Source organism: Empedobacter sp. UBA7620 (genome assembly GCF_002484185.1).
GTDB classification, from domain to species: Bacteria; Bacteroidota; Bacteroidia; order Flavobacteriales; family Weeksellaceae; genus Empedobacter; species Empedobacter falsenii_C.
In genome coordinates this window covers 71,156-84,593 of the sequence record NZ_DLJI01000022.1, presented here as the reverse complement: position 1 = coordinate 84,593, position 13,438 = coordinate 71,156, and the positions used below count along the sequence as shown (strand labels likewise).

13 protein-coding genes are annotated in these 13,438 nt (G+C 32.1%); 5 read left to right on the top strand and 8 right to left on the bottom strand.

Annotated features, from left to right (window positions below):
• Positions 1–173: 173 nt before the first annotated feature.
• Together B2217_RS04700 and B2217_RS04695 are read left to right on the top strand one after the other, a co-directional pair.
• Complete coding sequence (locus B2217_RS04700) at positions 174–2,051, top strand: DEAD/DEAH box helicase (protein ID WP_291122134.1); 1,878 nt, start codon at positions 174–176, stop codon at positions 2,049–2,051.
• Between the two features lie 116 nt (positions 2,052–2,167).
• Entirely contained in the window at positions 2,168–3,865 is a 1,698-nt protein-coding gene (locus B2217_RS04695; protein ID WP_291122133.1) for an AMP-binding protein, read from the top strand.
• Positions 3,866–3,931: 66 nt separating this feature from the next.
• On the opposite strand, the gene B2217_RS04690 is transcribed toward B2217_RS04695, so the two are convergent.
• From B2217_RS04690 to B2217_RS04680, 3 genes are all read right to left on the bottom strand, one after another.
• Positions 3,932–4,258, bottom strand: coding sequence for a hypothetical protein (locus B2217_RS04690; protein WP_280045763.1), 327 nt, complete (start codon positions 4,256–4,258; stop codon positions 3,932–3,934).
• Positions 4,248–4,598: a phage holin family protein gene (locus tag B2217_RS04685; RefSeq protein WP_280045764.1), complete on the bottom strand. Its 351-nt coding sequence runs from the start codon at positions 4,596–4,598 to the stop codon at positions 4,248–4,250. The genes B2217_RS04690 and B2217_RS04685 overlap by 11 nt, the downstream gene beginning before the upstream one ends.
• A gap of 63 nt (positions 4,599–4,661) precedes the next feature.
• Positions 4,662–5,021 (bottom strand): YtxH domain-containing protein, encoded by a 360-nt coding sequence (locus B2217_RS04680; RefSeq protein ID WP_125350224.1) that lies wholly within the window; start codon positions 5,019–5,021, stop codon positions 4,662–4,664.
• 100 nt (positions 5,022–5,121) lie between these two features.
• On the opposite strand from B2217_RS04680, the gene B2217_RS04675 reads away from it, so the two are divergent.
• Genes B2217_RS04675 through B2217_RS04665 form a run of 3 tightly spaced genes read left to right on the top strand, consistent with a single transcriptional unit; the run spans position 5,122 to position 8,202 of the window.
• Positions 5,122–6,324: a pyridoxal phosphate-dependent aminotransferase gene (locus B2217_RS04675; RefSeq protein ID WP_280045765.1), complete on the top strand. Its 1,203-nt coding sequence runs from the start codon at positions 5,122–5,124 to the stop codon at positions 6,322–6,324.
• Between the two features lie 13 nt (positions 6,325–6,337).
• Positions 6,338–7,357 carry a UDP-N-acetylmuramate dehydrogenase gene (gene murB, locus B2217_RS04670; RefSeq protein ID WP_280045767.1) on the top strand — a complete coding sequence of 340 codons (1,020 nt, stop codon included), beginning with the start codon at positions 6,338–6,340 and terminating at the stop codon, positions 7,355–7,357.
• Between the two features lie 53 nt (positions 7,358–7,410).
• Positions 7,411–8,202, top strand: coding sequence for a hypothetical protein (locus B2217_RS04665; protein ID WP_180906379.1), 792 nt, complete (start codon positions 7,411–7,413; stop codon positions 8,200–8,202).
• 28 nt (positions 8,203–8,230) lie between these two features.
• Here B2217_RS04665 and B2217_RS04660 read toward each other — a convergent pair whose 3' ends face one another.
• The 5 genes from B2217_RS04660 to B2217_RS04640 all read right to left on the bottom strand — a co-directional run bounded on the left by B2217_RS04660 (position 8,231) and on the right by B2217_RS04640 (position 13,354).
• Positions 8,231–8,665: a DUF2310 family Zn-ribbon-containing protein gene (locus B2217_RS04660; protein ID WP_221414074.1), complete on the bottom strand. Its 435-nt coding sequence runs from the start codon at positions 8,663–8,665 to the stop codon at positions 8,231–8,233.
• Entirely contained in the window at positions 8,637–9,428 is a 792-nt protein-coding gene (locus B2217_RS04655; protein ID WP_180906381.1) for a cobalamin-binding protein, read from the bottom strand. Before B2217_RS04655 ends, B2217_RS04660 begins: the two co-directional genes overlap by 29 nt.
• A gap of 96 nt (positions 9,429–9,524) precedes the next feature.
• A complete protein-coding gene (locus B2217_RS04650) occupies positions 9,525–11,015 on the bottom strand; it encodes an aminoacyl-histidine dipeptidase (protein ID WP_180906382.1) in 1,491 nt (496 codons plus the stop codon).
• A gap of 648 nt (positions 11,016–11,663) precedes the next feature.
• Positions 11,664–12,152, bottom strand: a complete 489-nt coding sequence (locus tag B2217_RS04645) for a hypothetical protein (protein WP_180906383.1) — start codon at positions 12,150–12,152, stop codon at positions 11,664–11,666.
• Between the two features lie 176 nt (positions 12,153–12,328).
• Positions 12,329–13,354: a M28 family peptidase gene (locus B2217_RS04640; RefSeq protein WP_180906384.1), complete on the bottom strand. Its 1,026-nt coding sequence runs from the start codon at positions 13,352–13,354 to the stop codon at positions 12,329–12,331.
• Positions 13,355–13,438: the final 84 nt, after the last annotated feature.

The following is a 13,438-nucleotide window of genomic DNA, read 5'->3' as shown; positions in this document are numbered from 1 at the left end:
TTGCACAGCCTTTTAGAGTTAAGGTACGGATGTTAAAGAATATTCATTTAGGGATTTTTTAGGCTGCTCAGCCATTTAATTTTATTCTTTCATATCTGTTGGTTAAATAATTTAAAATAAAACCGGTGATATGGAATATAAATGAATTTCATTATCTCGGTATCGTATCTAACATGATTACATTCAAAGAATTAGGACTTCAAGAAGAAATCCTAACTGCAATTGAGAAAATGGGCTTCGTTAACCCATCTCCAATTCAAGAAAAAGCTATTCCTCAAATCCTTTCATCAGATCAAGATGTTATTGCATTGGCGCAAACAGGTACAGGAAAAACTGCAGCATTCGGGCTTCCGGTTTTAAATCAATTAGACAGCAATTCAAAATCAGTACAAGCAATTATTTTGTGTCCTACTCGTGAATTATGTTTACAAATTGCAAAAGAATTAGAATCTTTTTCTGCAGATATGCGTGGAGTACGTGTACAGGCAGTTTACGGTGGTGCTGACATCGTTAAACAAATTAGAGGATTAAAAGATAATCCGCAAATCGTTGTAGGAACGCCAGGTCGTACAATGGACTTAATCAAACGTGGCGCATTAAAAATTAATGACATCACTTGGACAGTTTTAGATGAGGCTGATGAGATGTTGAACATGGGATTCCGTGACGAAATTGATTCTATCTTAGAAACAACTCCAGAAGAAAAACAAACTTTATTATTCTCAGCTACAATGCCTTCAGAGGTTCGTCGTATCGCTTCAGAATATATGCACAATCCAGTTGAGATTGCTGTAAGTAAAGTAAATACTGCATCAAAAAATATCGAGCATCACGTTTACTTAGTACGTTCTTCTGATCGTTACTTAGCTTTAAAACGTTTGGCCGATTATTACCCAAATATTTATGGTATCGTTTTCTGTAGAACTCGTCGCGAAGCGAAAGACGTAGCAGATAAATTGATGCAAGATGGTTACAATGCAGACGCATTACATGGAGATTTATCACAATCACAACGTGATCACGTGATGGAGAAATTCCGTAACCAAAATATTCAAATCCTTGTTGCAACAGACGTTGCTGCTCGTGGTATTGACGTAAATGAGTTGACTCACGTAATCAACTTCAATTTACCAGATGATCCAGAAGTTTATGTACACCGTTCAGGACGTACAGGACGTGCGGGTAACAAAGGAATTTCTATCATTATTTCAGGAGGACGTGAAGCGCGTAAAATTAGAGATTTAGAAAAATTAATTGCTTCTAAAATCGAGCCTAAAAATGTACCAACTGGAGCCGAAATCTGTGAAAAACGTTTAATTTCTTTAATCGATAAAATCGAAAATATCGAAGTTGATGAAGAATTAATCGAGCCTTACATGGAAACTGTAAACGAAAAATTGGCAAACTTAGATCGTGACGATTTATTAAAACGTTTCATGACAGTTGAGTTCAATTCATTCTTAGAATATTACAAAAACACGAAAGATATTTCTTCTGAAGGAGATCGTGGTGATAGAGGAGATCGTTCTTCTAACCGTCGTGGTGGACGTGATTTCTCTCGTTTCTTTATTAATATTGGTCAAAAACACAATTTACGTGTTCCAAACTTAATTGGTTTAATTAACGAGCAAACACGTAATCGTAACATCGAAATCGGAAAAATTGAAATTTTACGTAATTTCTCTTTCTTCGAAGTTGATACACAATTCGAATCATTAGTGTTAGAATCTTTCAAAGATGCACAACGTGATGGAGCAGATTTAGATGTTCAAATCTCTAAACCAGAACCTAGACGTGGTGATGGTGAGCGTCGTGGTGGAGATCGTCGTCGTAATGACAGAGGAGATTCTCGCGGACGTGGTTTCAATAGCCGTCGTGATAATGACCGCGAAAGAAGTGGAGGTTATCGTGGTGGAGATCGTGATCGCGGAGGAGACAGAGGTGGATTCCGTGGAGGAGATCGTGACCGTGATTCTAGAGGTGGAGATCGTGGTGGTTACCGCGGAGGAGACCGTAATAGAACAGGAAACTCAAGAAGAGGTAGAGATTAATATATTCTCAATAAAAAATAACAAAAAGGATGATTTTATTAAATCATCCTTTTTTTATTGATAAAACTTCTGTTTGAATAAATAATTTTTCTATATTTATTCAAAACCACAAATAAATGACAGTACAAGAATTGTTTAGCTCTATTCGATTATCCATCGAAGAAGAGAATTATGCGCAATTAAAAGACATTAAAATTTTTAAACCTGAAAAATTCAATTGGGTAAAGGATATTTTCGAACCTTACAATGTAGCTCAATTAGGAACTCAAAAAGGTTTAATTTGGAAGTATAATGAACAACGAGAAGATTATACTTTTCAGGATTTAGCTGATAAATACAATCAATTCTTAAACTATTTAAGAAACAAAGGAATTGTACAAGGAGACAAAATGTTTTCTCAAGTTCCATTATTACCAATTACTTGGATTGGTTATTTGGCTTCTATCAAAGGTGGATTAATTATTATTCCAGCTGCAACAACTTTAGAAGCAAGAGATTTAACCTTTAGATTCGAATCTTCGTTTCCAGAAGTTGCTTTAGCAGATCAAGCAAATGCATCGAAAATAGATGAAGCAGAAACAAAATTTGATAAAAAGATTAAGGTAAAATTAATTACAGAAGGCGAGAGAGAAGGTTGGACAAATATCAATGAGTTATGGAAAGAATCTACACAAGCTGAGGCTGTAGATACAAAACCTGACGATGATTTATTCTATTTCTTTACTTCGGGAACGACAGGAATGCCGAAAGTTGTGGTGCATACGCATTACACTTATCCGCTTGGAGGTTTCACGACATCTTCTTGGGTAGGAATGAAAAAAGGCGATTTGCATTACAATATTTCTCAACCAGGTTGGGCGAAATTCTTTTGGAGTAGTTTCTTTGCTCCGTGGAATATGGGTGCGACAATTTTGGGTTATCATGCAGATAAATTTGTTCCGAAAGAACAATTACAAACTATTCAAGATTTGGGTGTAACAACCTTTTGCGCGCCGCCAACAGCTTTGCGTGTATTGATTTTAGAAGATTTGAAAAGTTATGATTTCAAACTTCGTCAATGTGTTTCAGCTGGTGAACCTCTTAATCCCGAAATTATTGATGTCTGGAAAGAAGGTACAGGAATTACGATTCGTGATGGTTACGGACAATCAGAGTCTACTGCCATGATAGCGAATTTGCCAAATGAAAAGATTAAATACGGATCGATGGGAAAACCTGCGTTTTTATATGATATTGTGATTGCAGATGATGATGGAAATATTGTGCAAGATTGCGAAGAAGGAAATATTTGTGTTGTGCATAATGAAGAAACCATCAATGGAATTTTCAAAACTTATTTGATTCAGAAAGATAAAATGATGAAAGTTTTCAAACATGGATTATATTATACTGGAGACAAAGCTTATAAGGACGAAGACGGCTATGTTTGGTTTGTTGGGCGTGATGATGATGTGATAAAAGCGTCTGATTTTCGTGTAGGACCATTTGAAGTAGAAAGTGCTTTGTTGGAGCATGATGCAATTATGGAAGCTGCTGTTGTGGCAAGTCCGCACGATTTACGCAGTAATGCTGTAAAAGCTTTCGTGATTTTAGCGCCTGGACATGAAGCGTCGGAAGAATTAGCAAAAGATATTTTTAGATATACAGAAGAGCATTTAGCACGTTATAAAATTCCGCGTATTGTACAGTTTGTAGAGAGTTTACCAAAAACAATTTCAGGAAAAATACGTCGTGTGGAATTGCGAAATCAAGAAGCTGTAGATAAAAAGAACAAAACGATTATACCAAACGAATATTTTCACGAAAAATATTAGTCGAGCTTAAAATTAACACACAAAAAAACCACTTCGTTTGAAGTGGTTTTTTAATATCAAATAATTTTATAATTTTTCTTCTATATATTCCTGAATTTTACTCGTAATAATTGGAACCGCTATCATAATCAATCCAGAAATTAGAATTTTTGTGACTCCCTTCATCGGATATTTTTTTGAAGCTTTATCTCCAGCCCAATTTAATGCGCTTTCAACTTTAGAAGAAGTGAAACTTGTATCAGATTTTAAATTTGTTACAAGATTAACTGCTTTGTTTACAAATGAATTTTCGTGCTTATTTTCAGCAACTTTCATTTGCAATTTTAGTTTACGTTTTGCCATTCGCAAATCGTCTAAATTTTTTATCGCAGACATTTGTTCTTTATTCTTCATCGTCGTCTTCGTCATCATCGTGGTTAGACATGGCTTCCATAGCGTTTTCTACGGCAATATTTGTCAAGAAAAGTTTTAATTTCTTTCTAAATAAAATAGAAAGAACCATCATCAAGAAATAAATTCCAGTTACAGCAAGAAAACCTAATCCTGTATCATTAAAATAACCTCCTAAAATAAATCCTAATGCTAAACTTCCTAATAATAATAGAAATAAAGAAAACACAGCAATAATTAATACATAAATACCGCTCGCCAACATATTACTCAGCGAATCTACGAGATCGTATTTAGCTAAAGTTATTCTATTATTAATATAAACTTTTAGTTCATTAAACATAAAAATGATTTATTTCAGACAAAGTTAATTATAAATTTTAAGGAATGTTGTATTTCGGAGAAATTAAACTCCTACGTTTTCTTGAAATTCGTCTTTTAAATCTTCTTTTGTTTGGTTTGCTTTAGATTTTAAATCTTTTCCAGCTTCTTTCGCTTTTGCTACAAACTCGTCTTTTTGTTCTGCTAATTTTGATTTTACTTCGTCTAATTTAGCTTCTAATTCTTTTTTAGTTTTTTTCGCTTTATCAGAAAAATCATTCGCGTATTTGTCTAACTCTTTTTTGTATTTGTCAGCTTCTTTTTTTAATTTTTTGCGAGTGTCTTTTCCTGATTCTGGTGCATATAATAAACCTACTACTGCTCCGATTGCTGTTCCGATTGCTAAACCTGCTAATAATTTAGTTGCATTATTTAATTTACTCATAATAAAGTTTTTTTTGAGATTAAACGTTTTTTATATTTACACTTTAAAATTACAAAAACAATACCAAAGAATTCAAATCAAATTTAAAAAATTACAATAAATGTTAATATTATCTGAAAAATCACAAAATATGCCAGCTTCTCCAATCAGAAAGTTGGTGCCTTACGCAGATGCAGCGAAAAAAAGAGGAACGAAAGTTTATCACTTAAATATTGGACAACCTGATATTGAGTCGCCAAAAGCTGTTTTAGAAGGATTGAAAAATTTTCCTTCAAACATTATTTCTTATACGCACTCAGAAGGTACGTTGGAATATCGTCAAGCTTTGGCAGATTATTTTACAAATCGTGGAATTGAATTAACGCCAGAAAATTTTATTGCAACGTTAGGAGGTTCGGAAGCTTTATTATTTATCTTCGGAATTATTGCAAATCCAGGTGATGAAATTATTATTCCAGAACCTTTTTATGCAAATTATAACGGATTTACATGTGAAAATGATGTAAATATTGTTCCTGTTCCATCTACAATCGAAAATAATTTTGCTTTACCATCTGTTGAGGAGTTTGCGAAAAAAATTACAGATAAAACACGTGCAATTTTAATTTGTAATCCTGGAAATCCAACTGGATATGTATATTCGAAAGAAGAATTAAATCAATTGAAAGAATTAGTTCTTAAACATGATATTTATTTAATTGCGGATGAAGTTTATGCAGAATATTTATATACAGAAGAAGAATTTACATCTGTTTTAAGTTTTCCAGAATTGAAAGATAATGCAATTGTAATTGATTCAGAATCGAAACGTTTTTCTTTATGTGGAGCACGTTCTGGAGCTTTGATTACACGTAACGAGAAATTCTTAAAAGCTGCAATGTTATATGCACAAGCGCGTTTAAGTCCTGTTGAAATTTCTCAATACATTGCAACTTTAGCCCACAGAAATGTTGGAACTTATTTCGAAGATTGTCGTACAGAATATTTAAAACGTCGCAATACATTAGTTGCAGGTTTACAGCAAATTCCGGGAGTGGTTTGCCCAAATCCAAAAGGGGCTTTCTACTGTATGATTCAATTACCAGTTGATAGCGCAGAGAAATTTGCAATTTGGTTATTAGAATCTTTCTCGTCAAATGGAGAAACAGTAATGTTGGCGCCAGGAGCAGGATTTTATTCAACTCCAAATTCAGGAATTCAAGAAGTTCGTTTGGCTTATGTTCTGAAAGAAGAAGATTTGGTTCGTTCTGTTGAAATCTTGAAAGAAGCTTTAGAACAATATCCAGGAACAATTAGATCATAAGAAAAATAAGAAGATGGAAATCATCGAAAATTATTCATTAAAATTATATAACACATTTGGAATAGAAGCAAAAGCAAAATATTTTGCTGATGTTGCGACTATTCAAGATTTGCGAAAAGTGTTGGTTTTTCGTCGTCAAAAAGATTTACCGATTTTATTTATTGGTGGAGGAAGTAATATGCTTTTTGTAGACGATTTTCCGGGAATTGTGTTAAAATTGAATTTGAAAGGAATCGAAATTATCAATGAAGATGATGATTTTGTGTACGTAAAAGCGCAAGGAAGCGAGAATTGGCACAATTTTGTTGAATGGACGTTGCAAAATGATTTTGGAGGATTAGAAAATCTTTCGTTGATTCCTGGAAATGTTGGTACGGCGCCGATGCAAAATATTGGTGCGTATGGCGTTGAGGTCAAAGATTATATCGAAGAAGTTCAAACATTAGTTTTGGAAACGGGTGATGAACGTACTTTTACAAATGAAGAATGTCATTTTGGTTACCGCGAATCTGTTTTCAAAAATGAATTGAGAGGACAATATGTTTTGGTAGCGGTTACATTTAAGTTGACGAAGAAGAATCACAAACTTCATGTGGAATATGGCGCAATAAAATCTGAATTGGAAAAGGAACAAATTTTTGATCCAACGATTCAAGAAATTAGTGCAGCTGTGATCAAAATTCGTCAAAGTAAATTACCAGATCCTTCACAAATAGGAAATTCAGGAAGTTTCTTTAAAAATCCTGTCATCTCGAATGAAGAATTTGCTGAAATAGAAAAACTTCATCCAGAAATTTCTCATTACAAAACTGATTCAGGTGTTAAGTTAGCTGCAGGTTGGTTAATAGAACATGCAGGTTGGAAAGGAAAACGTTTTGGTGATGCAGGAGTTCATGATAAACAAGCTTTGGTTTTGGTGAATTATGGAAATGCAACTGGACGTGAAATATATGATTTATCTGAACGAATTATAGAAGATGTGAAAGCCAAATATGGTGTAACATTGGTTCGAGAAGTCAATATTATACAATAAATTAAATCCCGCTGAAAGCGGGATTTTTTTTTGTTATATTTGATAAAAAAAGGATGAAGTATATATATTATTGTTTGTTAATGTTATTTTTATTTAGTTGCGGATCCTCTGTAAAAACAAAATTAATTAATCAGAGTACAAATGAATTAGAGAATAAAGAAGTTTTAGTGATTTATAATGAGGAGGATTTACCTTCGAAATCAATTTTATTAGGAAGTATTAAGATAGGTGATTCAGGTTTTTCAACTGAATGCTCTAAAGGAGAAGTTCTTAATAATGCTATTGAACAAACAAAAAAGAACAATGGAAATATTCTTTTAATAAGTGAGATTAAAGAACCAAGCTATGCTAGTTCTTGTTATAGACTTAAAGCAAATATTTATTATAATACAACTTCAGAAATGGAAACTTTTCATCAAGAATCTGATAATACATTTGATGCTACAGCAGATTACGCGATGGTTCATATACTTTGTACTTATATAGAAGGAAAAGCTGTAACATTTGAAGGAGAAAATAGGCTTTCTTCAGAACATAAAATCGTTATGGGAGACAAAACGGTTCGTATAAAAGAAAATCAGATGATTAGTATTCCTATTAAAAAAATTGGAAAATTAGTTTTATCTAGTGATGAATTATCTGAAAAAAGATATTTAGAAATTGATATAGAGAAAGGTAAAGAATATTTTATTAACGCATCTACTTATCGTCATAATAATGGAGCTGTACTTTTTAATGGGCAACGATTTGTTTTGAATAAATTAAATTCGACTGAGGGAAAAAATTTATATAATAGTTTAAAGTCTATTATTGATGAAAGAAAACGTTTGGAAAATGAGCAATAAATTAAATCCCGCTTTTAACGGGATTTTTTTATGAATTCATTGTGATTGTTGAAATAATTTTACAATGATCACATTTGTAATCATAAAAATTAAATAATTGACTTTTTAGTTTCCAGTTATTATTACAGTTAGGACAATTAGTTGTAAAATCGTTCTTAATTTTTCTGTAATTGTAAATATAATAATAAGTTGGTGTACCAGTTAATTTCTCTATTTCTTTACAAATTTTTAAGCCTTGCTTAGATAATTGTGAGTTAATATGCTGCATTTGATTAGTTGCCCAACGCTCGCCAACTTCGCAATTCATTTGTAAATTATCACAAGCTTGGTAATTTGTTTCCCAACTTAATATTGGTAAATATCCATAATCGTAATAAACAGGAAGTTTGTATAGTGGAACAGATTTATTACAATTTCCACATGTTATTGGAGATTCAATTGTAATTTTTAATAATATAATCAATTTTATCCAAACCATCGGTTAACGCAGCAGGACCAGGTTGTAAAATCAATTCAGATTTTATTTCGTAAAGATGATTTTGTTGTACAGCTTTTACATTTTCAAAACCAATTCGTTGTTTTACTTTTTCTGGTTTAAACATTTTTCCACACCAAGAACCGATAATAATTTCAGGATTTCGTTCTATTACTTGTTCGTCTAACAAAATTCTATCTTTTGCCAAAGCTTTATTTTTGAGTTCTGGAAAAGCTAATTTTCCACCAGCAATTTCTATCAAATCATTTACCCAAGCACTTCCCGAAATAATTGGTTCGTCCCATTCTTCAAAAAAAACAGTTGGATGATAGGAAAGGAGAGCAGCTTGTTGTTTTACTTCTTCGAGTTTTTTTTCGTAAGATTCGACTAATTTTAAACCTTTTTCTTGGCAACCAATCAATGACGTAAATTGCAAAATCATATTTAAAATTTCGTCAATTGTTCGGTGATTAAAAATAAAAACATTAATTCCTCTTCTAATTAATTCTGCTGCAATATCAGCTTGTAAATCCGAATATCCTACAACCAAATCTGGCTTCAAATTGATAATATCTTCAAATTTTGCATCTAAAAAAGTCGAAACTTTAGGTTTTTCTTTTCGCGCTTGTGGCGGACGATACGTAAAACCACTAATTCCTACTAAACGATGTTGTTCGTTAATGTTATATAGAATTTCGGTTCCTTCTTCGGTTAAACAAACAATGCGCTGAGGATATCGATTTGATGACATTTAATTATGTTTAATAATAACTAAAATTAAGATTAAAATATATAAAAAAAAAGACCACTTGTAAAAGTGGTCTTTAGATTAAATTTTCAGCTTAAATTATATATTTTTTGAATTTGCACAGCTGTAATCAACTGGACCATCGTTTGGAATATCTTTTAAAATATCTAATAAATAATCCCAGAATTTTTGAACTGAAGCAATTTCTACTTTTTCGTCAGGAGAGTGAGCGCCAGAGATATTTGGACCGAAAGAAATCATATCCAAACCAGGATAATTTGTTCCAATAATTCCACATTCTAGACCAGCGTGACATGCTACAACTTTTGGTTCTTCTCCGAATTTTGAAACATAAATACCTTTCATCAATTCTAAAATTTCTGAATGAGTATTTGCTTTCCAACCAGGGTAAGATCCTGAGAATTTAACCTCAAAACCACCTAATTCGAATCCAGCTTTTAATGTTTGCGCTAATGCTTCTTTACCTGATTCTATAGAAGAACGAGTTAAACATAAAACACGAGCATTACCATCAATAACTTCTACACGAGCCACATTGTTAGACGTTTCTACTAAACCTTCAACGTCTGGACTCATTCTGTAAACACCATTGAAAGCTGCCATAATTGTTTGAACAAAAACTTTAGAATCTTGTGCTGACATTGCATCAGTTGCATCAGTTGGTTCTAACGTAATCACCATTTTAGGTTCTTTCGTTTCGTATTCTTCAATAATTTCTGCGCGTAAAGTTTCGTAAGACGCTTTGAAAGCATCCACTTTGTCAGAAGGAATTACAATGTTAGCCCAAGACTCGCGAGGAATAGCGTTGCGTAAACTTCCACCTTCCATATGCACGATTTGTAAACCAAATTCAGTTGCAGCATTTAATAAACGAGCAATCAATTTGTTCGAATTTCCTAGACCTTCGTGAATTTGCATTCCAGAGTGTCCACCGTTCAAACCTTTTAATGTTAAGGTAAAAGCAGTTCCTTTAGTAGCTTCTTTAGTGTAAGTTTTTGTAGCCGTAACATCAACACCACCAGCGCAACCAATGTCTAATTCGTCATCTTCTTCTGTATCTAAATTCAACAAAATTTTTCCAGATAAAAATCCTGCTTTCAAACCTAAAGCACCAGTCATTCCAGTTTCTTCGTCAATTGTAAAGAAAGCTTCAATAGCTGGATGAGGAATATCTTTCGATTCTAAAATTGACATAATTGTTGCAACTCCAATTCCGTTATCAGCACCTAAAGTTGTTCCATTTGCCGTAACAAATTTTCCATCTTCAATCAACATTTCAATTCCTTGTGTCTCAAAATCGAATGTTACATCATTATTTTTTTGACAAACCATATCCAAATGCGATTGCATCACCACTTTTTTACGGTCTTCCATTCCTGGATACGCAGCTTTTTTGATCAAAACATTTCCTACTTCGTCTGTTTCGACAGGTAAACCTAAGTCTTCACCAAATTTGATGATAAACTGACGAACTTTTTCTTCTTTTTTAGAAGGTCTTGGAACTGAGTTCAATGCTGAGAAGTTTTTCCAGATTGCTTTTGGTTCCAAATTAAGAATATCGTTATTCATTGTTTGTTTTTTTATTGTTCCTCAAAGTTACGGAATTGCGACAATATAGTTTTTAAAAAAATGATGATATTAAACTGACCTATATAAGTAACTAAAGTTAATTACTTTTACTTTTCTCATTTTATAATAGATAAATCCGTTGTGCATTTTGAATTAAAATTCGTCAATTCGAGTGATTTTTAGAAATGAAATGAATAAAAATTGTATCGAGAATAGAATTTTATTTTCTAAAACCTTATTCTCAATGCAAAATTCTTACAGAATTTCACTCGAATTGACGGTTTAATTGCTAAAATTATCAAAATGCATGACGGGTATATAGATTACATATTTCTAATTAGATAAAAGATATTAAATAATACCTAATTTCAGGTAAAAGACTACTTTCTTTAGGTTCAGGAGTCAATTATTTTATTATTTAAGCCTATTAGTTTAGTCAAGAACTTAAAATTTGTGGTTAAAAACCTAAAAAAATAAGTAATAAAGCTAAAAATTTAAGTTTAGAACTATGAATTTATATTTCATAACCTAAATGAAGGAGTAAATAACTAAAAAATAGAAGTGAAAAATACAAACAATATAGTCTCTAAATCAAAAAGAAGAGTAAATCAATACAATTTACTCTTCTTTATTAAATAATAGATATTATTACATAGTATCTGGTGATGTTGAAGTAGAACCTCCTTTTTTCTTTGCAAAAAATTGACTTATTTCATTCCGTTTTGTTTCGTAACCAGAGACAGAAGTGCTTGCTTTATAGGTCGTATAAGCATAATCTGTAAGTGCAGCTTGATAATTATCAAAATCGTGCAAAATTTTAGCATTACGTAGTTGAGTCGTAATATTTTCTAACTGAGAAATTAAAACTTCTAGATTTTGTCGACTTGTATAATCTTTTGCAAATTCTATCCAATTTACTTCTGGAGAAGATAATTGTGGTTGATTTTGAAAATAATCATATACTTTATGAACGATTAATTTATTTTTCTCATTAATACTTCCATATTTTTGGCGTTCGTTTGACGTTAGGTTAATATCAATTTCTTTGACGGCTAAAGCGAGTTGTTCTATTGCTGTTTGTGCTTGTTTTATTTTATCAGTAGATAAGTGTTTGTTGTTTAAGTTTGTGATTGGCATAGTTTTTAGATTTATATTAATACCTAAATATATAAAACGAAATTTATTTTATCCGTTTATAATCAATTAATTACGTTAGTTGATTGTCTGCAAATAATTCGATATAAAAATTAACAATAAAAAAAAGCATTTACTTAAATGTAAATGCTTTTAGGAATGTATTATAATTCTCTCAACTATCTTGTCGAAGGCATTGGAGATTCTTTGTCTACAACTGGTCTATTTTCGGCGTTTGCTAAAATCCAAATTGTATTGAAAGCTAATTTTGTACGACGCGTCAATAAATCATATTCAATTTTATCTGGCGTATCGCCTGGTTTGTGGTAATCATCGTGAACACCGTTAAAAAAGAAAACAGATGGAATGTTATGTTTTGCAAAGTTGTAGTGGTCAGAACGATAATAAAAACGATTTGGATCATCTGGCGTATTGTAACGCATATCCAAATTAATTCCCAATCCATTGTTTGCAGCTAAAACAGCTTTGTGTAAGTCAGAAGACAACATTTCAGATCCAATAACATACACAAAATCTCTTGTTTTTTCGTTGTGCTCATAATCTACGCGCCCAATCATATCAATATTAACATTTGCAATTGTATTTGCTAAAGGAAAAATTGGATGCTCCGAATAATATTTAGAACCCAATAACCCTTTTTCTTCACCAGAAACATGTAACAATAAAACCGAACGTTTTGGACGGATTCCTTTCTTCTCAGCTTCGCGGAAAATACGACCAATTTCCATTACTGCAACAGTTCCAGAACCATCATCATCAGCACCAGGATACAATTTTCCATCTTTGATTCCGTCATGATCATAATGAGCAGAAATTACTACAATTTCTTCTGGTTTTTCTGAACCTTTGATGAATCCCATTACATTTCTCATTTGACCTTTTACTCGACTAAAAGTAGCAGCAGGAATAATTTGGAAATAATTATTATTTGGACCATTAATTCCTAATTCTTTGTAATAATTTGAAATGTAATTCCCCGCTTTTATTTCTCCTTCCGTACCAGCATTTCTACCTTCCATATCAGGCGCAGCAATAATATAAAGCTGTTTTTTTAATTCCGCTTCAGAAATTTTATCTGTATATTTTACAAGACTCTTTTGATATTTCTCCTGAGAAATTGGTTTTGTAGAATCACAACTTACTAAAGTAGCAGCTAAAGCAATTGCAAATAAAAATTGTTTCATGTTAATTTTTTGAATTAAATTTAAAATTAATCTAACCAAGCAGAATAAAAAAGAAAATTTGAATAAAAAACCAATATTTATACG

What these genes read in the sequence shown, in the direction of transcription:
- B2217_RS04685 (WP_280045764.1), bottom strand. Translation starts at nt 4,598, where the DNA reads ATGTTTAATGAACTAAAAGTTTATATTAATAATAGAATAACTTTAGCT.
- B2217_RS04700 (WP_291122134.1), top strand. Translation starts at nt 174, where the DNA reads ATGATTACATTCAAAGAATTAGGACTTCAAGAAGAAATCCTAACTGCA.
- B2217_RS04650 (WP_180906382.1), bottom strand. Translation starts at nt 11,015, where the DNA reads ATGAATAACGATATTCTTAATTTGGAACCAAAAGCAATCTGGAAAAAC.
- B2217_RS04690 (WP_280045763.1), bottom strand. Translation starts at nt 4,258, where the DNA reads ATGAAGAATAAAGAACAAATGTCTGCGATAAAAAATTTAGACGATTTG.
- B2217_RS04680 (WP_125350224.1), bottom strand. Translation starts at nt 5,021, where the DNA reads ATGAGTAAATTAAATAATGCAACTAAATTATTAGCAGGTTTAGCAATC.
- B2217_RS04645 (WP_180906383.1), bottom strand. Translation starts at nt 12,152, where the DNA reads ATGCCAATCACAAACTTAAACAACAAACACTTATCTACTGATAAAATA.
- murB (WP_280045767.1), top strand. Translation starts at nt 6,338, where the DNA reads ATGGAAATCATCGAAAATTATTCATTAAAATTATATAACACATTTGGA.
- B2217_RS04665 (WP_180906379.1), top strand. Translation starts at nt 7,411, where the DNA reads ATGAAGTATATATATTATTGTTTGTTAATGTTATTTTTATTTAGTTGC.
- B2217_RS04655 (WP_180906381.1), bottom strand. Translation starts at nt 9,428, where the DNA reads ATGTCATCAAATCGATATCCTCAGCGCATTGTTTGTTTAACCGAAGAA.
- B2217_RS04675 (WP_280045765.1), top strand. Translation starts at nt 5,122, where the DNA reads ATGTTAATATTATCTGAAAAATCACAAAATATGCCAGCTTCTCCAATC.
- B2217_RS04695 (WP_291122133.1), top strand. Translation starts at nt 2,168, where the DNA reads ATGACAGTACAAGAATTGTTTAGCTCTATTCGATTATCCATCGAAGAA.
- B2217_RS04640 (WP_180906384.1), bottom strand. Translation starts at nt 13,354, where the DNA reads ATGAAACAATTTTTATTTGCAATTGCTTTAGCTGCTACTTTAGTAAGT.